We start from the raw sequence: 20,440 nt of genomic DNA, 5'->3' as shown, positions 1-20,440 counted from the left end.
TTTGAGTAACTAATGTGTATGCTATGGATTATAGAAGAGAGAAGAGAAGGTGCCCTGATCGTTAGTTATACTCGTGTTTAGCTCTTATTAAAAAAGCAACAATTAAGGCGAAAACAGCCAAGTACAAAGAAAAGTTATCACAAAAGTTTGCTTTTATTATTGCTAAAATTAAGATAGGAAACAGCTTCTAATTATAGCTTACTATTAATTGTATGTAGTTTATTATATAGAAGGTTAGTAAAAATGAACAAAGCCTGTACCGTTGTTGAACTAAAGGTACAGGCTTTTCATATATTACGAAGAATGATTTTTTATCTCTTTTATCGTCTGTATAAATTGTTGTTTTTCTTTCTTGGAGACATCTACTTCTCCGTATCGTGCTTTTTTATAAATCGCTTCAAATTCTGCTACGTGAATATGATTGATGTCTAGACGGTGTAGCCATTCATGGACAGTTTCATTGACTTTTCGACCTCTTCCTTTTTTAGCCATATGATGTTCAAGACGGTCAAACCTTTTCCGAATCATTCGATTTCCATGAGATGAATACATTCCTCTCCCATACATAATGGTTGTATGACTAACGTCGTTATTAATGGCTAGCGGTTGTACTTTATGAGAAGGGTCATTTGTAGCATGAGCTTTTCTTTTGAATAAAAGATAAATAACTAACCCTACAATAATAACAATCAAAACATACATAAAAGTGTTATTTCCAGTAGCGTCTTGATTAATACTATTTTGCACGAGCTGGACTAATGTTTCTTCCTCTTTACCTTCGGTCTCGAATAGTTCTGGAATTGTCAACGGAGGTAATGGTAATTTCGAAACGATCCATGATATTGCAATAAAAGCTCCGGTAGCAACATATGCAATGACAAGCGTCACTACTTTATAAATCATCGGAATAATAATTTTACCAACAAAAACGATCGTAATTACGATTAATAGAGAAAGTAATCCCCATAACCGGTTCGCCGTCTGACCTCCTGACAGTTCATTATTTTCCCGCCTAACGATTGGGAAGAATAATACCTGTACTACTAATAAATACAACATTTCGGGTTTGTTTAATACTAATACAATAGGGATGACTAACATCGAAACGATCATATGCTTTTCAAAACTTTCCCATTTTCTTAATTTAAGATGAACTAGAAGCCTCCAAACAGAAACGATAGAGATTGCAGCTGCTTCAATTACTGGGATATTAAGAAATAAGGCAACAACAAATAGAAATGGGATGTATAATAAGGCGCCTTGATTAAAGGCTTTTCCCTCCATTTTATATATGATCATTGCAGTTGGGATTGCACCCACGACATATAGTAAAAAAAATAAACTTACTGGTACAATCTCATTAGTGATTATAGATAATAAGACTATACAGAAATACACGATCAAACTTTCGTAAAGATAATTTATAAAAGGGACGTAATTCGCTTTAAACCAGTTAAGCAAGTGCATCACTCCTTAACTTGAATGGTTGTAAATATCCATATTCTTCATTGTTTTCCACATTAAATAGTGACATACCACCGCGTGACCAGGATGCAAGGTAGTTTGCAATGGTTGATCCATAATCACCGAAATATAGCACGATTGCATCTTCATCAATTCTCCTGTCTAGAGAGTGGAAAAAATGGTTAATATGCTTGATGTAGTTACCTTCATTTATTCTTGCAAGCATTTCGAGTGCAATGGATAGGTGTTTCCCCCCAGTTCCTGGCTCCAAATGAAAGATTGAATCATTGCTGTTTGTAACTACATTTGCGTATATTTCAAAAGGGATATTTTGTTTGTAGGCATATTGACATATAAATGCAACATAGCTTATGTAGTCCTCCATCTCTTCTGACAAATCAAATGACATTTGACGATCTTTTAAAACATTTAATATGATCGTCCATTTATGGTAAACTGTTTTGTCATATTCCTTAGTCATTAGCTGACCGTTCTTTGCGGACAAATTCCAATGTATGCGTGAAAATGGGTCATTGGCAGCATACTCTCTTGCACCTCTAATACGTGATATGTCCTCAAATAAAGAATGTGGGTAAATTTGTTCTCCAGCCCTCATCTTACTAAATGTTTGTATGTTTGCTAACGGTTTTGGTTCTGGATAAACGAGTATTTCTTGTCCGATCCCCCAAGTATTATAGTGTGATACCGTTCCTATATGGAATGGGTCAAATATTCGTAAATTAATCTCTCTTATACGTGTGACCCCTCTTTTATTGGCAACGATGTTTACAGGATATGATTTGGATGACTTGTATTGATATGTAAGAGGTAGTTTATAAGGTGCCCTCTTAGCCATAACATTATCGTACAATTTAGGGATATTTGTACATTTTATTATATTATTGCATGTAAACGTTACGTTTCCTTGAAGTAATGGTAGGATACCTTTATGATGCAACTTCAAATACATTGTAGCTTCATCGTTTGGGAACATTCTTATGGTCGTCTTCTCATCTTCAATGCGAATGTACTTCCCTATATTGTTCAAATATAAATAGATGAAAAAATATAATGAGCACAATACGAAAATACAAAAAAATAAAATATTAGATTTGATAAAGATGAATTCGATAAATAGCAATAAAGAAACCAACCAAATAGATCGAGAAAATATGGTAGGTATGTGTACAGTTTTATACCAATTCATTATAGTGTGGCTCCTGATTCAACCGGTACTTCAACTGAATCTATAATATGCTGTATGATTTCATGAGATTGTGTTTTTAACATACCTTCTGTTGAAAGAACAAGTCGATGACTCAATATGTATGGTGCGAGTTCTTTAACATCTTCAGGGATACAATAATCTCGCTCTTTGAGAAAAGCTCTTGCTTGAATGGCTCTCATGAAAGCTAATGTACCCCGTGGGCTTACGCCTGTTTCAATGAGATCAGATTGTCGTGTTGCATGGATAATAGCGAGAAGATATGTTTCAATATCTTCAGATATTTTGATTTGTTTTATCTCATCTTGGTAGTTTAATAGTAGTGTTGAATCAACAATACTTTGTATATGTTTAAGCGGGTCTTCATTGCGATAGCGTTTAATCATTTCTTTCTCTTCATCAAATGAAGGATAGCCGACAGGAATAACCATAAAAAATCGGTCAAGTTGAGCATCTGGCAATGGAAATGTTCCGTGTGATTCAACAGGGTTTTGGGTGGCGAATACAATGAATGGCTCTGGTAATTTGTATGTACTACCATCAATTGTTACTTGTCGCTCTTCCATTGCCTCAAGTAAGCTGGATTGTGTACGAGGTGTTGCTCGATTAATTTCGTCAGCTAATAAAATATTTGTATTTACTGAACCTAAGCGTAATTGAAAATCCTGTTCTTTAGGATTGAAAAATTGAATACCAGTAACATCGCTTGGAAGTACATCAGGGGTGAATTGTATTCGTTGAAAAGACCCATTAATGAGTGAAGCAAACGTTTTAGCTAGTTTTGTTTTTCCTGTACCAGGAACATCCTCCAGAAGTACATGACCCTTGCTTAGGATGGATACTAACAAAAGCTCGGTCACTTTTTCTTTGCCAATCAACACTTCATTAACCGAATTTTGGAAATTATTTAAAATTGAAGACATAGTTATCACCTTTCTTTGTAAGATTCGTAGTTATTTAATGTATTAGATGGAATTATTAGGATGATTATCATTATATAATAAATTTTTTATATATGAAATAAGAACTACAGACAACTTACCATTAACTGTTGTAGGTTCGCTTTCAGGTTGTGATACAAGCATCATATCACATATAAGTGTATTAACCGAAACGTAAAGTTAGGTGCAACATGATATAATAGAAATCAAGTATAATTCCAAAATGGCTGTTTTCGCATTGACCTACTAAGATATAAAAACGTAAACATCTATCTTCTGTCGTGCCTTTATTACTATAAGATTGTGGGACTTAAATGTCATTTTTAGTAAAAATAGCAACGGAGTTTACGAAAAGAGCATTTTAAATAGATTTATTTCAACTGTATAAGTTTATAATTGTCGAGCTTAAGGTGTCTTGAGGCCATAAGTCAATCTTTCAATAATGTATCAAGTATCTTTTTCGCCAGCTTATTTTAAGCTTGTCACCTATAAGTCGTCGCTTTACACATTTGGAATCCCAGTTTTAGGCGCTCATCGCCTCAAGTTCCTTAGTCCATCATGTGAAATGGTTGCAACTCTTGTAGGGGGTTAACAAGGTGCCTATGTATTACTTAAATTATGGAGGTTTGTTATATGAAAATAAAATTAGGATTGCTGTACGGAGGGAAATCAGCTGAACATCAAGTTTCATTGCAAACAGCACTTGCTGTTATTAAGGCATTAAATAAAGATAAATTTGAAATCCATCCCATTTTTATAACGAGTAATGGGGAGTGGGTCCGTGGTAAGCAAATTACAGATTCAGTTGATAATGTAAGTTCTTTAACATTAGTCTCGGAAGAAAATTCAATTGTCCCTAATACTTTTGCTAATGAGCTTTTCAAATCTTCACAAAGCGCTGATGGTAATCAGGATTCACTTGATGTCATTTTCCCATTACTCCATGGGACAAATGGAGAAGATGGTACTGTGCAAGGGCTACTGGAATTATTGAACCTTCCTTATGTTGGGAACGGAGTATTAGCATCAGCAACGGGAATGGATAAAGTGATTATGAAACAATTGTTTGCCCAAGCGGGGCTAAAACAAGTGAATTACGTAGGCTTCACTCGTAACGAGTGGCATAAGTTAAAGGAAGAAGCATACGAACAAGTAGAGGAGCAGTTGGGTTATCCATGCTTTGTAAAACCTGCAAACCTAGGATCAAGTGTAGGGATTAGTAAATGTAATGGCCGTGATAGCTTGAAGAAGGCTTTCGATGAGGCTTTCACTTATGATCGTAAAATAATTATTGAAGCTGCAGTAGTTGGTCGTGAAATTGAAGTAGGTGTACTTGGTAATGATGAACCGGAGGTTTCGGTTGCGGGAGAAATTGTCCCTAAAGACGATTTTTACGATTATAAGGCAAAATACGAAGACGGAAATACTGCGTTAATCATCCCAGCCGATATAACAACATCAGAGTATGAAAAGATTCATGAAATGGCCATAAAAGCATTTAAGGCAATTGATGGCACAGGTCTAGTCAGAGCTGATTTCTTCTTAACAGAAGATAGTGAAGTTTATATTAATGAAGTGAATACAATGCCAGGTTTTACACCAGTTAGTATGTTTCCATTATTATGGCAACATTCTGGTGTCACATACCCTCAATTAATCGAAAAGCTTGTGCAATTAGCAATAGAACGACATGAAGAGAAACAACAAATTAAATATACATTTTAAGTAAAGGATGATCGATAAATGATTAGACGAACATTACAAGAAATTGTTGAGATGGTTTTAGGAGAAGCAGTGCAATTTCAACATAATGGGCAGTTTATCGAGGGTGTATCTATTAATTCACGAGAAATTCAACATGGGAACTTGTTTATCCCGATCATTGGGGAACGCTTTAATGGACATGACTTTGTTAACGATGCGTTTGAACAAGGAGCCGTAGCTTCTCTATGGCAAAAGGGGCAACCGAATATGCCTAAGGGAAGACCGTTAATTGTTGTTGATGACACGCTTATGGCATTACAAAAGCTTGCTGCACAATATCGACAGCAGCTAAATGTTAAGGTTATAGGTATTACAGGTAGCAATGGAAAAACAACAACCAAAGACTTAATTTCAGAAGTGCTTTCTACTAATTATAAAGTACTGAAAACAGAAGGTAATTTTAACAATCATTATGGGTTGCCTTTGACGCTATTACGTTTGGAAGAAGATACCGATATTGCGGTTCTTGAAATGGGAATGAGTGGTCGTGGCGAAATACAATTATTATCTGAGATTGCTCGCCCTAATGCAGCTGTAATTACAAACATCGGAGAATCCCATTTGCAAGATTTAGGATCACGGGAAGCCATTTGTGAAGCGAAGCTAGAAATAATAGCAGGGTTACAACCTGGTGCTCCCCTTGTGTACAATGGTGATGAGCCGCTGCTATTAGAACGGGTGTCTAATTTGGATGGAGAGTTAATTTCATTTGGTAAAAATGAACGAAATAATTTTAAGGTAACTTCTATTTCACAACAAAGTGACCAAACTCTTTTTTCAATTAATCAATCTCAGAGCATTTCATATATTCTTCCTGTATTAGGGGAGCATAACGTCTATAATGCACTTGCAGCTATTGCAACTGCACGATATTTTCATGTTTCTTGGGATAAAATAAAAGAAGGTCTAGAGAAAGTTAAACTTACGAATATGAGAATGGAACGTATAGTAGCACCTTCGGGTTTAACGATAATTAATGATGCCTACAATGCTAGTCCTACTTCCATGAAGGCTGCAATTCACCTGCTAAATGAACTACCAAACTTTTCGCGTAAGTTTGTTGTTTTTGGAGATATGCTAGAGCTAGGGGAAAACGAAATTGAATTTCATCGTTCCATAGGAAAAATGTTATTACCAGCTAAGGTTGATTACGTATTTACTTTGGGCAGATTAGGAGCAGAAATCGCCCATGAAGCACAAAAAGTATTCCCAGCAGAGAGAACAAGAATTTATAGTGATAAAAAAGAACTTATTAGAGAAGTAAAGGAAATTATACAAGCTAATGATGTAATGTTGGTCAAGGCATCGCGTGGGATGGAGCTTGAAGAAGTTGTTGAAGCATTGAAATGGTAGGTTGTTTATGCATTCATGGATTTACAGGTGGTCCTTACGAAGTTCAACCATTAGTCGACTATTTAACTCAAGAGACTAATTGGGAAATTGTCACACCTGTACTACCTGGTCATGGTGAGCAACTCTCGTTGACCGGTGTGAGTTACACTAAGTGGATTGATTGCGTGGAAGAAGAGCTGAAGAAATTGCTGGACAAATTCGACACCGTATATTTAATTGGATTTTCAATGGGCGGTGTAATTGCTAGTTACTTAGCCGCGAAGTACCCCATTAGCAAACTTGTCTTATTGAGTGCAGCCGTATATTATACGAATCCAAAGCAACTTATTAGTGATGTACATGATTTATTTAAGCTTGGATTGCAAGGAAAAATACACGAAAATGAATTATATGAGAGGTATAAGAAGAAAATAATTGCAACTCCTCTTAGTGCAATAATTCAGTTCCAGCAGCTCGTTCGAATGGTTAGACCAGCTTTAGAGAAAATCTCTGTACCTACATTAATTGTGCAAGGGAAATGTGATGGGATTGTTCCAATGAAAAGTGCAGAGTATATACATCAAACAATCAGTTCTGCAAGGAAGAAACTTATTTATATAGAATCAGCCAAGCATCATGTCTGCTACTGTGATGAGCGTAAGGAGCTTTTTGCTGAGGTATATACCTTTTTAAAGGAGTAGGAGCTTATTTTCATATTTAGAAGTTGTTGGAAAAATAGGAACAACTATTTAGTGATAACATTAATTTAATTTCATTAGAAAATTGCAAATGAATATTATTAGTGATATGATGTTGGTTTGGTACTTCATTATTAAATAAGCTCGAAGTAATGTTCGGATGCAAAGTAACTGTAGTTATTATGAAATAGATGTAAAAAGGAGTTAGAAATCAATTGATCATGTTTAATGAATTAGGTTTAAGTGAGCCTTTATTAAAGGCTATTAACAAGATGGGTTTTGAAGAAGCAACCCCTATTCAAGCTCAAACAATCCCACTCGGTTTGCAGGAAAAAGATGTTATTGGACAAGCGCAAACAGGTACTGGAAAAACTGCTGCGTTTGGTATTCCATTAATTGAGAAAATTAATATAGCTGAAGATAAGACACAAGGTATTGTTATTGCACCGACTCGGGAATTAGCAATTCAAGTGTCAGAGGAGCTATATAAAATTGGATCGTATAAAGGTGTAAGAATCCTTCCTGTTTATGGTGGACAAGATATTGGTCGTCAAATTCGTGGGTTAAAAAAACGTCCTCATTTAATCGTTGGAACGCCTGGACGAATGATTGATCATATTAAACGTAAAACGTTACGTTTAGACAATATTCATACTGTTGTGCTAGACGAAGCAGATGAAATGTTAAATATGGGATTTATCGAAGACATTGAGTCGATTTTATCTCATATTCCAAATGAACGCCAAACATTACTTTTTTCAGCAACAATGCCTGGTCCAATTCAAAGAATTGCTGAACGGTTTATGAATAACCCTGAAGTAGTGAAAGTAAAAGCAAAAGAAGTGACTGTTCCTAATATTGAGCAGTATTACATTGAAATTCATGAAAAGAAAAAATTTGACATTTTAACACGTTTATTAGATATTCAATCTCCTGAGTTAGCAATTATCTTTGGTCGAACAAAACGACGTGTAGATGAGTTATCAGAAGCTCTTTCTCTACGTGGTTATTCAGCTGAAGGTATCCACGGAGATATGACGCAAGCAAAACGTATATCTGTGTTAAGAAAGTTTAAGGCAGGTTCTATAGACGTCCTAGTAGCAACAGATGTAGCTGCGCGTGGTCTAGATATTTCTGGAGTCACTCACGTATATAATTTTGATATTCCACAAGATCCAGAGAGCTATGTTCATCGCATAGGTCGTACAGGTCGAGCTGGTAAGACGGGGGCAGCTATTACATTTGTCACATCAAGAGAAATGAGTCACCTTAAGAATGTAGAACATACGACTAAGAGAAAAATGGAGCGTATGAAGCCACCTACACTCGATGAGGCTCTTGAAGGTCAACAGCATCTCGTTATTGATAAAATTGTAGAAACTGTTGAAAAAGGAAACGTATCCTTTTATAAACGAGCTGCAGAAGAGCTGCTTGAGGATCATGATTCGGTATCAGTAGTTGCAGCAGCAATTAAATTAATGACGAAAGAACCTGATCAAACGCCAGTTAATTTAACATCAGAACCGCCTTTACACATGAAAAAACAACAAAGGTCACAAGGTGGTAATAGTCGAAATCGTCATAAAGGCCATCATTCAAAGTCACGTCAACATTCAAATAGGAATCATCGTGGTAACCCGAAAAGAAGACCAAGAAAACAAGAATCAAGATAAATTAAGAGGTGCAAAGCTCATAAGCTTTGCACCCTTTTTACGTGGAACGAGGCTTACGGATGTCTTGTTGTAGCATTATTCTCTTGAGGACAAACTTTATTAGTTATTTTATATAATATACTGGTTAAACTTACAGGTTTAACAATGAATATGCTAAGTTATAGATCGATTGACTGCATTCAATTACAAAACCCTTTTTATACCAAGGTTAATTTTGTATATAATAATAAATTATAGTATGTGTTTACATTATGCTAAGAATTTGAACATCCTCTTATAGTCACGAAAAGATACAGTAAGGAGGGGGAAATTGTGCGAGATGCACCTATAAATCGAATAAGTACACGTGCATTGCCGGTTTGGCGTATCGGTGGAATAATCGAATTTTTAGTGTCGTTAATTGCTTTTATTGTATTACTTATACTTACAATTATTTATCATTGGTCAATATGGATTATTGTAGTTGGTTCATTGCTCACTTTGGTAATGGGTTATATATTTATTATGCTTATTCCTAAATTAAGGTGGAAGCGATGGAGATATGAGGTGAACGAACATGAAATAGATATTCAACACGGTATATTTATTATTAAACGAACATTGATACCGATGGTCCGTGTTCAGCATGTTGATACAAAACAAGGACCTATATTAAGAAAATATAGTCTTGCTACTGTTACAGTATCAACAGCAGCAACTGTTCATGAAATACCTGCTTTAGACCTTAATGAAGCAGATGAACTAAGAGATAGAATATCTATTTTAGCGAGGGTGGAGGATGATTAATGTTTGAAAAACGTCGTCTTCATCCAATATCAGCACTACTATCTATAATTAGCTTTATTAAAAGTCTCATTATCCCAATTATAGTTTTCTTTTTCATTGGCTCAGGTGATGACGGTATGATCTTATCATATGTGAAGTTTATATCGTTTGGAGTAGGCTTCATTGGTGTGCTAGTTGCAGGATTTCTCTACTGGTACAGCTATACATATAGAGTGGAAGATGGAGAATTACGAATTGAACACGGTGTATTTATTAAAAAGAAACGGTATATCCCTATAGAAAAAATCCAAACCTTTGATATTTCACAAGGGGTGCTGCATCGTTTATTCAAGTTGGTTAAGGTTAGAGTAGAAACTGCTGGTGGTGGTAAAGAGGCAGAAGCAGAGTTAACAGCTATAACCTCTATGGAATCAAGACAGCTTGAAAGAGCGTTGATGGAACAAACGGCCCAACAATTTGAGGCACCAATGGAGGAAGAGCATACTCATTCATTAGCTGAGGAAGGAAAGGAAAAAGTACTATTTAATTATAAAGTTTCTACAAAGGAACTTCTCATTGCTGGATCAACTACTGGTGGTATAGGTGTAGTACTATCAGCTATTATTGCTTTCTTTTCACAATTTGAAGAACTCATACCATATGAAATAATTGTAAATCGATTTGAACAGTATTTAAACCTTGGTCCATTACTCGTAATGATAACTGCTATGTTTGCGATATTTATTGCTTGGGTTATTGCATTCATTAACACGATGTTAAAATACGGGAATTTCACAATTGAAAAATATGAAAATGAATTAGTCATAATTAGAGGAATCATAGAAAAGCGAAAGGTTACTGTCCCATTAGGAAGAATACAAGCAATTAGAATTTCAGAGAATATTATTCGTCAACCGCTAGGTTTTGCTACTGTATTTGTTGAAATTGCTGGGGCATCAACTGATATGGATTCAGGTATGTCAACAATGCTATTCCCTATTATAAAAAAGAAAAAGTTAGCAAAATTAATAAATGAGATATTAGTTGATTATCACATTCCGATATCTAAAACTAAGCTTCCAAAACGTTCATTAATAAGGTACATGTTAAGGGCAATTTATCCTGTAACTATAATTGTAGCGCCAATGGTAATATTTTTACGCCCTTGGGGTTATACATCTATTCTGTTATTTGTAGTTGCTATGGTATTTGGTTATGTGAAGTACAGAGGGGCGCAATGGTCATTAGATGAAAAACAACTGTTCATGCAATTTCGTACTATTGGTAAAACGACAGTGTTAATGCAAAGGAAGAAAATACAAGCTTGTACGATGCAGCAGTCATATTTTCAAAAAAGAAAAAGCTTATGTACTATAACATCCTCCATAAAATCAAGTGCAAGTGGTAAACATTTTAATATGATTGACATGGAGTTTTATGAAGGGCGAGCTATTCATGAATGGTATTCAAATAGAGGAAATAATCGCTTGGAAAATGTAAATAGTTAACATCTGCCTAATGGTATATTGAACATGGGCTAAACGGTATGATATGTGATAGGGGGCTATAAGTATAGTTCCCTTTTTATTATAAATAACTAATATCATTCGATCAAAAAGATAATTAAACTTTATTAAAAAACGTATTCGAAAGTTTAGAATACGTTTTTTTTGAAGGATTATTAGTAACAAAGAAGCGAATGTTCCACAGGTGTCATCGAACGAAACGACATTACCTAGCAAATAAACCTAGTATGACCAGAAAGATGATAATTAGCCAAATGAGATTGTTTTTAGTAAATATATTTGAGTAATTCACAGGACGTCCTTGTGCTGCGACATAAGTATAAGATGATGTATTCTTTGTAATAAGTAAAGGAGCTAATATGGCTCCACCAATTAGCCCGAATAAATGAGCGACAACATTAATATTTGGATTTATAAATGTCATGATTAAACCGATGACTAAAATGGTAATAATGACTTGTGAGTTGGCATGGTCAATGATATCTTTACGGAATTGAACAATATACAAATAAACTCCGAATAAGCCGAATATAGCACCGGATGAACCAACATGCGCATACTGTAATGGCTCAATGAAGTATGTAGCCATATTTGCAATAAAACCAGCACCAATATAAACAACGATGAATTTCCACTTGCCTAGCATTTTTTCTAGAGCAGGGCCAAACAATACGAGTGAAAATGAGTTCAACAGCATATGGCCAAAACCACTATGAATAATAATTGGTGTAAATAGACGCCAGTATTCTCCTTGTGATATAAGAAAGTTTAATCCAACCATTTGTTGGAAAATTATATTTGACATTGATGTAGGAATGGCTAAAATCAACCAAAATAAAATATGAATAGCAATGATAAATGAAATAATAGGATATAAAAACAAAAAGGTGCGAAAGTTTTCGGTTCTCATAAACATAAATTAATTTCTCCTTTACGTATATATCTTTCTATATAGTATTATTAAGTAATTATTATATGCATAGAGAGGGTTTTTATATGATTATCGGGATTGGGATTGATATCGTTGAAATAAAACGTGTAGCCAGTACTCTTGAAAGACAAGGCGAAAGGTTTATAAATAGAATTTTAACACAAAATGAACAAAAAATTTTTAATCAACTCCAAGGGTTGAGACAAATAGAATTTTTTTGTGGTAGATTTGCTGCAAAAGAAGCCTATTCAAAAGCTCTAGGCACGGGAATTGGAAAGGAAATTAGCTTTTTAGATATTGAAATTACATCAAATGAGCAAGGAAGGCCAATTATCGCAGTTTCCGATGAAAATCATATACATCTTTCGATATCTCACAGTCAAGAATATGCTGTAGCTCAAGTAATAATTGAAAGCTCGTCAAGCTAGTCTGCATATTGTGATACTTTGTCTCATATATTTTTATAGCGATAGGTGAGCGGATATGATCATCGCTCTAAGCTACTTAGAAAAGAGGCAAAGGGGCTGAGAAGGAAAATGAGGAAGATAGTATTGCTGTTTTTTGTACTTAGTGTTCTTCTTGCACTTGTAGGTTGTGGGAATAAATCACAAGAAGATGTTGTAAACGCACTAGACTCGAAGGTTGAAGACATGAAAGGTTATAAAACTGAAGCCAAGATGACCATTCAAACTGGAGATGAACCACAAGTTTATGATGTAGAGATTTGGCATCAAAAGCCGGATAATTACCGTGTCAATTTAAGAAATACTGAAAGAGATCAAAGTCAAATGATTCTGCGAAATAATGAAGGTGTATTTGTTCTAACCCCAGCGTTAAATAAAAGTTATCGATTCCAAAGTGACTGGCCAAACAACAGTAGTCAGCCGTACCTTTATGAATCAATCGTCAATGATATTATGCAAGACACAGAAGCGACATTTGAAGCAAAAGATCAATTGTACGTATTTGAGACAAAAACGAACTATCAAAACCATAAAATGCTACCTAGGCAAGAAATCACAATAAATAAAAAAGACTTGTCACCATCAGTTGTAAAAGTGATGGACCCTGATTATAAGCCTTTAATTACTATTGAATTTGGGAAGATGGAATTTAACCCTAGTTTTGATGAAGATGCATTTGATACGAAGAAGAATATGACTGCTGCGAGACTAGATGATTTATCAATTGTTAGTTCGACTGACTTATCCTTGCCGGTATACTATCCGAGTGATCAACTCGTCGGTGTGATACCACAAGAAGAAGTGACGGTTGAAACAGAAAATGGGAAACGAATCATTATGACATACGGTGGAGAGAAATCTTATACATTGATTCAGGAACAAGCATTTGATGTTCCGGCAATGAGTTCTGCAACGATTATGAATGGTGATATTGTCAGCTTAGGGGACTTTACAATTGGAGCTTTAACAAATAATAGTCTGACTTGGACGTATAATGGGGTTGATTTTATGCTCGCTTCTGAAGATTTAACTCAGGAAGAAATGATCATGATTGCGAGTTCTGTTAAGTATCAATCAATTAAATAGGAAAACCCCAAACAGGCTCTACAATACATGCTAGGCCTGTTTTCTTTTACTTGACAAAGGAAGATATACAGCTAATAATCATTTATACTAATGGTAATATAAGCAGAAAGGGTTTTGTTGATTTTGTCAACTTTTCACAGAGATACATGGGTAGAGATAAATTTGGATCATATCCATGATAATGTTCAAGCTATGAGAAATCATATAGCGGATGATGTCCAAATTATAGCAGTCGTAAAAGCAAATGCATACGGCCATGGTTATACTCAAGTTGCACGTACAGCGCTTGAAGCTGGAGCTACCATGTTAGCTGTTGCTTTTATGGATGAAGCGATATTTTTAAGAAAGCAGGGTATTCAAGCCCCGATCTTAGTAATGGGCGCTACAAGACCTGAGGATCTATCAGATGCAGTAAAATTTAATGTTATTATTACTATATTTCAAGCAGAATGGTTACATGAAGCTCTTAAGTTCTATCACGAAGATCAAGCAATACATTTGCATGTGAAGTTAGATACCGGTATGGGAAGGTTAGGGGTTAGAACCGAAGCTGAAATAAAAGCAATCGAAGCCGTGGTAAACAATGATAAACGACTAGTTTTACACGGTGCATATACTCACTTTGCAACTGCTGATGAAATTAACACAACATATCTTGAACAGCAATATCGTATGTTTCAGGAGATGTTAGATTGGTTTGTTGAAAAACCTTCAATGATTCATTGTGCAAACAGCGCCGCAGCACTAAGGTTCCCACATCAACTATTTAATGCAATAAGATTCGGTATATCTATGTACGGGCTAACTCCATCTGTAGATATAAAGCCACAATTACCTTTTCCATTAAAGGAAGCTTTTTCTTTGCATAGTCGTTTATCTCATATAAAGCTAGTCTCGCCTGGCAATAGCATTAGTTATGGTGCCACCTATACGACAAAACAAGAGGAATGGATCGGAACTGTACCAATTGGTTATGCCGATGGCTGGTTACGAAAACTACGTAACAATGAGGTATTAGTTAACGGAGAAAGAATTCCAATTGTTGGTACAATCTGCATGGACCAAATGATGGTAAAGCTAAATAATGAGGTGCCAGTAGGTACTCAAGTAACATTAATTGGTCAACAGCTTAATAACTTTATACAAGTAGATGAGATAGCTGAGCAATTAGATACAATAAATTATGAAATTACTTGCATGATTAATTACCGCGTTCCACGGCTCTATATTAGGAATAACAGTGTTATTGAAGTGGTAAATCACTTGAAGTAGGCTGATGATTTTATAAAAAAATGCTATTGTAATATAAACTTTATGAATAAAAATACCTTTGCCTAGACGATAATAGATAAGAATTTACTTAGTTACGCTTTGCATCTAAGGTGTTTAGTGGTATGATAAATGTTAGAATGGAATGATAATGTGTAGTGTACTGGTGGAGGTGTATGTTTGTGTCTGAATCTAGCGCAACGACAGAAATATTAATCAGGTTACCGAAAAACTTAGTAAATGAGTTAGATGTTCTAGTAAAACAAGAAGAAGGTAATCGAAGTGAGGTTATTTATCAAGCTACAAAAATGTACCTTCGAGAACGCAAGCAGCGTCAAATACGTGAGTCGATGAGACGTGGTTATATGGAAATGGCAAAAATAAATTTAAGCATTGCATCAGAAGCCTTTTTAGCTGAATACGAAGCTGAACATACAGTAGAACGCTTAGTTAGCGGGGGGTAATCGTTTGATTGTTAAACGAGGCGACGTGTATTTTGCTGATTTATCCCCAGTTGTTGGCTCTGAGCAAGGGGGCGTTCGCCCTGTACTTGTCATTCAGAACGATATAGGCAATCGTTTTAGTCCAACTGTCATAGTAGCTGCTATTACCGCTCAAATACAAAAAGCTAAACTGCCTACACATGTTGAAATAGATGCAAAGCGGTATGATTTTGAACGTGACTCTGTAATTTTGTTAGAGCAAGTTCGGACAATCGATAAGCAAAGATTGACTGATAAGATTACACATCTAGATGAAGAGATGATGGATAAAGTGGACGAAGCTTTACAAATCAGTTTAGGACTAATTGATTTTTAGATTTTCATATATGGAAAAAAGCCACACTTTAGTGGCTTTTTTATTTTCTTATCTAGGTATTTATCATATGGATGAGCTCTACTTTATTTTAGATAATAATTTTAGAATATTTTTATAATTTTATAATCATTGTAGGGGGTATTGCATTGACTGTGGAATATACGATGGAAAAGCACTCAATATTAGTGGATTCTATAGCTAGTGAACTAAAGATTTCAACTAAACAAATTAATAATGTTATTTCATTGCTGAATGAAGGTAATACGGTGCCATTTATTGCACGATATCGCAAAGAGCTTACTAATGCTTTGGATGAGGTTCAAATTCGAGCTATTCAAGAAAAATGGACATATTTACAAAATCTCGAGTCGCGTAAAGAGGAAGTTATGCGCTTAATAAGCGAACAGGGGAAACTTAGTGAAGAACTGAAAAGAAAAATAGAAACGACGACAAAGTTGCAACAAGTAGAAGATTTGTATCGTCCATACAAGCAGAAAAGACGCACAAAAGCAACGATTGCTAAAGAAAAAGGTTTAGAGCCTTTCGCGCAGTGGATAATGGATTTTCCGAAAAATGTGAATGTTGAAGACTATGCGCAACAATTCTTATCGAAAGAGAAAGAGCTAGTATCTGTTGAAGAAGTATTACAAGGTGCAAAAGATATAATTGCAGAATGGGTATCAGAGGACGCAACTATTAGGCAATGGATTCGTAAAGAAACATTACAGAAAGGTAGAGTTGAATCGTCTGTAAAAGATGAAGCTGCTGATGAAAAAAATGTATTTGAAATGTATTATGAGTTTGGAGAATTAATTAGTAAAATTGTTCCCCATCGTGTACTCGCTATGAACAGGGGTGAGAAGGAAGAAGTTCTGCGTATTTCAATTAAGCCACCGATAGAACAAATATTAAGTTATATGCTAGGTTCGGTCATAAAGCAATCAGACTCTTCAGTTAACGTATACGTAACTGAAGCGATTGAGGATAGTTACAAAAGGTTAATTCAACCTTCTATTGAAAGGGAAATCCGCAAAGAGCTTACTGATAAAGCAGAAGACCAAGCGATACATATTTTTTCAGAGAATTTAAGGAATCTGCTACTACAACCTCCGTTAAAAGGCAAGGTTGTGTTAGGTGTTGACCCTGCATATCGAACAGGATGTAAATTAACTGTTGTAGATGAGACAGGGAAAGTGTTGCATATTGATGTCATCTATCCTCATCCCCCAGTTAAAAAAATAACTGAAGCAAAGGATAAAGTCATTTCTATTTTAACAAAGTTCGATGTAGAGATGATTGCAATTGGGAACGGTACTGCGTCAAGAGAAACAGAGCAATTTATCGCCGAGACCATAAAGGAAACTAATTCAGACATATACTATTTAATTGTCAACGAGGCCGGAGCTAGTGTTTATTCCGCTTCAGATTTAGCAAGAGAAGAATTTCCAGAATTACAAGTAGAAGAGAGAAGTGCAATTTCAATAGCAAGGCGTTTGCAGGATCCTTTAGCTGAACTCGTAAAAATAGACCCTAAATCAGTAGGTGTAGGCCAATACCAGCATGATGTATCCCAGAAAAAGCTGAACGATTCTTTAACTTTTATTGTAGAAACAGTTGTAAACCAAGTAGGTGTTAATGTAAATACTGCTTCCCCCTCGCTTCTTCAATATGTAGCAGGTTTATCAAAAACTGTTGCAAAGAATATTGTAAAGCAAAGAGAGGGGAGTGGGAAATTTACTAATCGATCTGAGCTGAAGAACATCCCGCGCCTTGGTTCAAAAACGTATGAACAATGTATTGGTTTTCTTCGTATTAATGATGGTGATTCACCTTTGGATCGGACGAGTATTCACCCTGAAAGCTATAAAGTAACAAGGTTGTTACTTGAAAGGCTTGGATTATCAATTGACCAATTAGGGTCAGGTGAATTAATTCAAGCAATGGGTAATGTATCAATAGATGAGATGTCAGTAGAATTAAGTGTTGGTAAATTAACGTTGAAGGATATTGTTGAAGCCCTTAAACGTCCAGAAAGAGATCCTAGAGATGATTTGCCAACGCCATTATTAAAGAAAGACGTATTGCAACTAGAAGATTTAGAAAAAGGTATGGAATTGCAAGGGACAATACGTAATGTAGTAGACTTTGGCGCATTTGTTGATATTGGAGTTAAGCAAGATGGCCTAGTTCATATTTCAAAGCTAAGTAATCGGTTTGTTAAGCATCCGCTGGATGTTGTGGCTGTTGGTGATGTTGTAACAGTTTGGGTTGATGATGTTGATGAGAAAAAAGGAAGAGTTTCCTTAACGATGTTAGGTGCAAATCAATAAATGTATAAAACACTGCTATTTAATTAGTAGTGTTTTTTCTGTAAAAAAACCAGCATTGGTTAAGAAGCCTAATTTGATAGGAGTTTTTTTCATAATAAGCCTTTTGTATTTGGTTTTTAAACCAAGTTGGCATAACTATACCCTCCTTTATTTGATGTTTTCTCCTTATATTAAATGGCAGTTTTCGTATTGATTGTTACTTTTCGTTACTTCGACTTGAGTAACAAAAGTTTATGATATGATTTTTATAGTCTTTAGACGAACGAAAATTATGTTCGTGTTTAGTCTATATTACAAAAAACAACAAGCAAATCGTTTGGATTGTAGATGAAACGAATTTGTATGTGTAGTATTTACTTTATGCAATAATAGCTCGTTAGGTTTCATTTTCTAAGTAATTGGATTGCTGAGAATAAGGAGGACTTGTAATGGATGATCGTCAACTTCAGGAATTAGTAGAAGAAGTATCCCAGTTATCATTTGGTAAACCATTTAGACATAAGGCCGCATTTAATAATAGGCTACGAACTACTGGCGGGAGGTATTTGCTAAAATCCCATAACATTGAATTGAATGTAAAGTATTATCAAGAACATGGGATAAGTGATTTGATCGATGTAATTAAACATGAACTATGCCATTATCATCTTCATATTGAAGGTAAGGGGTATAAGCATAGAGATAGAGATTTCAAACAGCTTCTTACATTAGTTAACGCTCCGAGGTTCTGTAAACCTATTCAGGCTACTACAAAGAATAAGAAATATGAATATAAATATGAATGCATAAAGTGTAAAAAACAATATATGCGAAAAAAAAGAATGGATACGAATAAATATGTTTGTGGTCAATGTAAAGGGAGAATCAGATTGCTTGACTTAAAATAGAAATCGTGATAAATTATAAAAGCGTCGCTGATGCAAGATAATAGATAATAACCTATCATAGTCTTGACAACGATTGTATAGCTGAATATAATATGAAGAGTTGACATTTATTCCACAGTAGCTCAGTGGTAGAGCTATCGGCTGTTAACCGATCGGTCGCAGGTTCGAATCCTGCCTGTGGAGCCAAAGGAGAAGTACTCAAGTGGCTGAAGAGGCGCCCCTGCTAAGGGTGTAGGTCGCGTAAGCGGCGCGAGGGTTCAAATCCCTCCTTCTCCGCCAGTGACCAGATGTGTTTAGGCCCGTTGGTCAAGTGGTTAAGACACCGCCCTTTCACGGCGGTAACACGGGTTCGAATCCCGTACGGGTCATATATTATTTATGGGATGTGAGTACGTTTAATATGCTAAACGCGTATTAAATACTCGCCTCCCATTTCTTAACTCACGATGAGTGAAGTTCCACCATCAGATGGAGGATTAGCTCAGCTGGGAGAGCACTTGCCTTACAAGCAAGGGGTCGGCGGTTCGATCCCGTCATCCTCCACCATTTTTATAAATTATTAGGTCCCGTGGTGTAGCGGTTAACATGCCTGCCTGTCACGCAGGAGATCGCGGGTTCGATTCCCGTCGGGACCGCCAGCTATATACTGTTTTACGTATGTAATATTAAGAATTAAGCATACTATTTATGGAGAACTTGGTTACAAAGTTCCATAAAAATTCACCTAATTATTATTGGGCTATAGCCAAGCGGTAAGGCAACGGACTTTGACTCCGTCATGCGCTGGTTCGAATCCAGCTAGCCCAGCCATTTTTATTTCTTATATTATGAGCTATTAGCTCAGTTGGTAGAGCACGATCGAGTAATCATCGGAGCAATACCACAGCGCACAAATCGATATACATCATGAGTAAACATGTAGAGGTTTGGGTGTCTTGTTTCAATTGAAAAATCTTTTAGTTTTACTTTTTATGTTTTTGAGCCATTAGCTCAGTTGGTAGAGCATCTGACTTTTAATCAGAGGGTCGGAGGTTCGAGTCCTCCATGGCTCACCATTTATACGCGGGTGTGGCGGAATTGGCAGACGCGCTAGACTTAGGATCTAGTGTCCTTGTGACGTGGGGGTTCAAGTCCCTTCACCCGCACCAATCATTATTTTTTTTATGCGGTCGTGGCGGAATGGCAGACGCGCTAGGTTGAGGGCCTAGTGGGGGAGACCCCGTGGAGGTTCGAGTCCTCTCGACCGCACCAAAAAAACACTTGCAA

General features: G+C 35.9%; 18 protein-coding genes and 9 tRNA genes. 22 read left to right on the top strand and 5 right to left on the bottom strand.

Features of this window, described 5'->3' with window-relative positions:
- Positions 1-294 precede the first annotated feature (294 nt).
- The 3 genes from V1503_RS08535 to V1503_RS08525 are packed head-to-tail and all read right to left on the bottom strand — an operon-like array spanning position 295 to position 3,603.
- The gene (locus V1503_RS08535) at positions 295-1,461 is read right to left on the bottom strand and encodes a hypothetical protein (RefSeq protein WP_410626264.1); all 1,167 of its coding nucleotides are present in this window, start codon (positions 1,459-1,461) and stop codon (positions 295-297) included.
- Positions 1,454-2,671: a DUF58 domain-containing protein gene (locus V1503_RS08530; RefSeq protein ID WP_410626262.1), complete on the bottom strand. Its 1,218-nt coding sequence runs from the start codon at positions 2,669-2,671 to the stop codon at positions 1,454-1,456. Before V1503_RS08530 ends, V1503_RS08535 begins: the two co-directional genes overlap by 8 nt.
- Positions 2,671-3,603 (bottom strand): AAA family ATPase, encoded by a 933-nt coding sequence (locus V1503_RS08525; RefSeq protein ID WP_410629415.1) that lies wholly within the window; start codon positions 3,601-3,603, stop codon positions 2,671-2,673. The genes V1503_RS08530 and V1503_RS08525 overlap by 1 nt, the downstream gene beginning before the upstream one ends.
- 660 nt (positions 3,604-4,263) lie before the next feature.
- Between V1503_RS08525 and V1503_RS08520 the strand changes: the two genes are divergently transcribed.
- The 6 genes from V1503_RS08520 (at position 4,264) to V1503_RS08495 (ending at position 11,370) form a co-directional block, all read left to right on the top strand.
- The gene (locus tag V1503_RS08520) at positions 4,264-5,355 is read left to right on the top strand and encodes a D-alanine--D-alanine ligase (RefSeq protein WP_410626260.1); all 1,092 of its coding nucleotides are present in this window, start codon (positions 4,264-4,266) and stop codon (positions 5,353-5,355) included.
- An 18-nt stretch (positions 5,356-5,373) separates the two neighbouring features.
- Positions 5,374-6,747 carry a UDP-N-acetylmuramoyl-tripeptide--D-alanyl-D-alanine ligase gene (locus V1503_RS08515; RefSeq protein WP_410626258.1) on the top strand — a complete coding sequence of 458 codons (1,374 nt, stop codon included), beginning with the start codon at positions 5,374-5,376 and terminating at the stop codon, positions 6,745-6,747.
- The gene (locus tag V1503_RS08510) at positions 6,741-7,427 is read left to right on the top strand and encodes an alpha/beta hydrolase (protein WP_410626256.1); all 687 of its coding nucleotides are present in this window, start codon (positions 6,741-6,743) and stop codon (positions 7,425-7,427) included. Before V1503_RS08515 ends, V1503_RS08510 begins: the two co-directional genes overlap by 7 nt.
- A gap of 218 nt (positions 7,428-7,645) precedes the next feature.
- Entirely contained in the window at positions 7,646-9,097 is a 1,452-nt protein-coding gene (gene cshA / locus V1503_RS08505) for a degradosome RNA helicase CshA (protein ID WP_410629414.1), read from the top strand.
- 312 nt (positions 9,098-9,409) lie between these two features.
- On the top strand, positions 9,410-9,883 hold the full coding sequence (locus tag V1503_RS08500) for a PH domain-containing protein (RefSeq protein WP_410626254.1): 474 nt from the start codon (positions 9,410-9,412) through the stop codon (positions 9,881-9,883).
- Entirely contained in the window at positions 9,883-11,370 is a 1,488-nt protein-coding gene (locus V1503_RS08495; RefSeq protein ID WP_410626252.1) for a PH domain-containing protein, read from the top strand. Before V1503_RS08500 ends, V1503_RS08495 begins: the two co-directional genes overlap by 1 nt.
- Before the next feature lie 223 nt (positions 11,371-11,593).
- Here the strand turns inward: V1503_RS08495 and V1503_RS08490 are convergent, their stop codons facing one another.
- Positions 11,594-12,304, bottom strand: coding sequence for a rhomboid family intramembrane serine protease (locus tag V1503_RS08490; protein ID WP_410626250.1), 711 nt, complete (start codon positions 12,302-12,304; stop codon positions 11,594-11,596).
- Positions 12,305-12,384: 80 nt separating this feature from the next.
- On the opposite strand from V1503_RS08490, the gene acpS reads away from it, so the two are divergent.
- The 6 genes from acpS to V1503_RS08460 all read left to right on the top strand — a co-directional run bounded on the left by acpS (position 12,385) and on the right by V1503_RS08460 (position 18,287).
- Positions 12,385-12,747, top strand: coding sequence for a holo-ACP synthase (gene acpS, locus V1503_RS08485; RefSeq protein ID WP_214484436.1), 363 nt, complete (start codon positions 12,385-12,387; stop codon positions 12,745-12,747).
- A 108-nt stretch (positions 12,748-12,855) separates the two neighbouring features.
- Entirely contained in the window at positions 12,856-13,869 is a 1,014-nt protein-coding gene (locus V1503_RS08480) for a LolA family protein (RefSeq protein WP_410626247.1), read from the top strand.
- A gap of 123 nt (positions 13,870-13,992) precedes the next feature.
- Positions 13,993-15,141: an alanine racemase gene (gene alr, locus V1503_RS08475; protein ID WP_410626245.1), complete on the top strand. Its 1,149-nt coding sequence runs from the start codon at positions 13,993-13,995 to the stop codon at positions 15,139-15,141.
- A gap of 179 nt (positions 15,142-15,320) precedes the next feature.
- Entirely contained in the window at positions 15,321-15,602 is a 282-nt protein-coding gene (locus tag V1503_RS08470) for a CopG family ribbon-helix-helix protein (RefSeq protein ID WP_214484439.1), read from the top strand.
- A 4-nt stretch (positions 15,603-15,606) separates the two neighbouring features.
- Positions 15,607-15,957: a type II toxin-antitoxin system endoribonuclease NdoA gene (ndoA, locus tag V1503_RS08465; protein ID WP_214484440.1), complete on the top strand. Its 351-nt coding sequence runs from the start codon at positions 15,607-15,609 to the stop codon at positions 15,955-15,957.
- Between the two features lie 164 nt (positions 15,958-16,121).
- Positions 16,122-18,287: a Tex family protein gene (locus tag V1503_RS08460; protein WP_410629413.1), complete on the top strand. Its 2,166-nt coding sequence runs from the start codon at positions 16,122-16,124 to the stop codon at positions 18,285-18,287.
- A 19-nt stretch (positions 18,288-18,306) separates the two neighbouring features.
- Here V1503_RS08460 and cmpA read toward each other — a convergent pair whose 3' ends face one another.
- Positions 18,307-18,420: a cortex morphogenetic protein CmpA gene (gene cmpA / locus V1503_RS08455; RefSeq protein ID WP_214484441.1), complete on the bottom strand. Its 114-nt coding sequence runs from the start codon at positions 18,418-18,420 to the stop codon at positions 18,307-18,309.
- 295 nt (positions 18,421-18,715) lie between these two features.
- On the opposite strand from cmpA, the gene V1503_RS08450 reads away from it, so the two are divergent.
- The 10 genes from V1503_RS08450 to V1503_RS08405 all read left to right on the top strand — a co-directional run bounded on the left by V1503_RS08450 (position 18,716) and on the right by V1503_RS08405 (position 20,425).
- Positions 18,716-19,174, top strand: coding sequence for a SprT family protein (locus V1503_RS08450; protein WP_320259391.1), 459 nt, complete (start codon positions 18,716-18,718; stop codon positions 19,172-19,174).
- 111 nt (positions 19,175-19,285) lie between these two features.
- A tRNA-Asn gene (locus tag V1503_RS08445) sits at positions 19,286-19,360 on the top strand.
- Between the two features lie 2 nt (positions 19,361-19,362).
- A tRNA-Ser gene (locus V1503_RS08440) sits at positions 19,363-19,453 on the top strand.
- Between the two features lie 17 nt (positions 19,454-19,470).
- Positions 19,471-19,542 (top strand) — tRNA-Glu (locus V1503_RS08435).
- A 102-nt stretch (positions 19,543-19,644) separates the two neighbouring features.
- Positions 19,645-19,720, top strand: a tRNA-Val gene (locus V1503_RS08430).
- Between the two features lie 16 nt (positions 19,721-19,736).
- Positions 19,737-19,812 (top strand) — tRNA-Asp (locus V1503_RS08425).
- A 97-nt stretch (positions 19,813-19,909) separates the two neighbouring features.
- Positions 19,910-19,984, top strand: a tRNA-Gln gene (locus tag V1503_RS08420).
- A 169-nt stretch (positions 19,985-20,153) separates the two neighbouring features.
- Positions 20,154-20,229 (top strand) — tRNA-Lys (locus tag V1503_RS08415).
- Between the two features lie 7 nt (positions 20,230-20,236).
- Positions 20,237-20,322 (top strand) — tRNA-Leu (locus tag V1503_RS08410).
- A gap of 17 nt (positions 20,323-20,339) precedes the next feature.
- Positions 20,340-20,425: transfer RNA gene (locus V1503_RS08405), tRNA-Leu, on the top strand.
- Positions 20,426-20,440: the final 15 nt, after the last annotated feature.

It is taken from the genome of Nanhaiella sioensis (assembly GCF_046557775.1).
Taxonomy (GTDB): domain Bacteria; phylum Bacillota; class Bacilli; order Bacillales; family SM2101; genus Nanhaiella; species Nanhaiella sioensis.
This window is presented reverse-complemented; position numbering and strand designations above follow the sequence as displayed.

What these genes read in the sequence shown, in the direction of transcription:
- V1503_RS08530 (WP_410626262.1), bottom strand. Translation starts at nt 2,671, where the DNA reads ATGAATTGGTATAAAACTGTACACATACCTACCATATTTTCTCGATCT.
- V1503_RS08520 (WP_410626260.1), top strand. Translation starts at nt 4,264, where the DNA reads ATGAAAATAAAATTAGGATTGCTGTACGGAGGGAAATCAGCTGAACAT.
- V1503_RS08515 (WP_410626258.1), top strand. Translation starts at nt 5,374, where the DNA reads ATGATTAGACGAACATTACAAGAAATTGTTGAGATGGTTTTAGGAGAA.
- V1503_RS08510 (WP_410626256.1), top strand. Translation starts at nt 6,741, where the DNA reads ATGGTAGGTTGTTTATGCATTCATGGATTTACAGGTGGTCCTTACGAA.
- cshA (WP_410629414.1), top strand. Translation starts at nt 7,646, where the DNA reads ATGTTTAATGAATTAGGTTTAAGTGAGCCTTTATTAAAGGCTATTAAC.
- V1503_RS08495 (WP_410626252.1), top strand. Translation starts at nt 9,883, where the DNA reads ATGTTTGAAAAACGTCGTCTTCATCCAATATCAGCACTACTATCTATA.
- V1503_RS08490 (WP_410626250.1), bottom strand. Translation starts at nt 12,304, where the DNA reads ATGTTTATGAGAACCGAAAACTTTCGCACCTTTTTGTTTTTATATCCT.
- acpS (WP_214484436.1), top strand. Translation starts at nt 12,385, where the DNA reads ATGATTATCGGGATTGGGATTGATATCGTTGAAATAAAACGTGTAGCC.
- V1503_RS08480 (WP_410626247.1), top strand. Translation starts at nt 12,856, where the DNA reads ATGAGGAAGATAGTATTGCTGTTTTTTGTACTTAGTGTTCTTCTTGCA.
- V1503_RS08460 (WP_410629413.1), top strand. Translation starts at nt 16,122, where the DNA reads ATGGAAAAGCACTCAATATTAGTGGATTCTATAGCTAGTGAACTAAAG.
- cmpA (WP_214484441.1), bottom strand. Translation starts at nt 18,420, where the DNA reads ATGCCAACTTGGTTTAAAAACCAAATACAAAAGGCTTATTATGAAAAA.
- V1503_RS08450 (WP_320259391.1), top strand. Translation starts at nt 18,716, where the DNA reads ATGGATGATCGTCAACTTCAGGAATTAGTAGAAGAAGTATCCCAGTTA.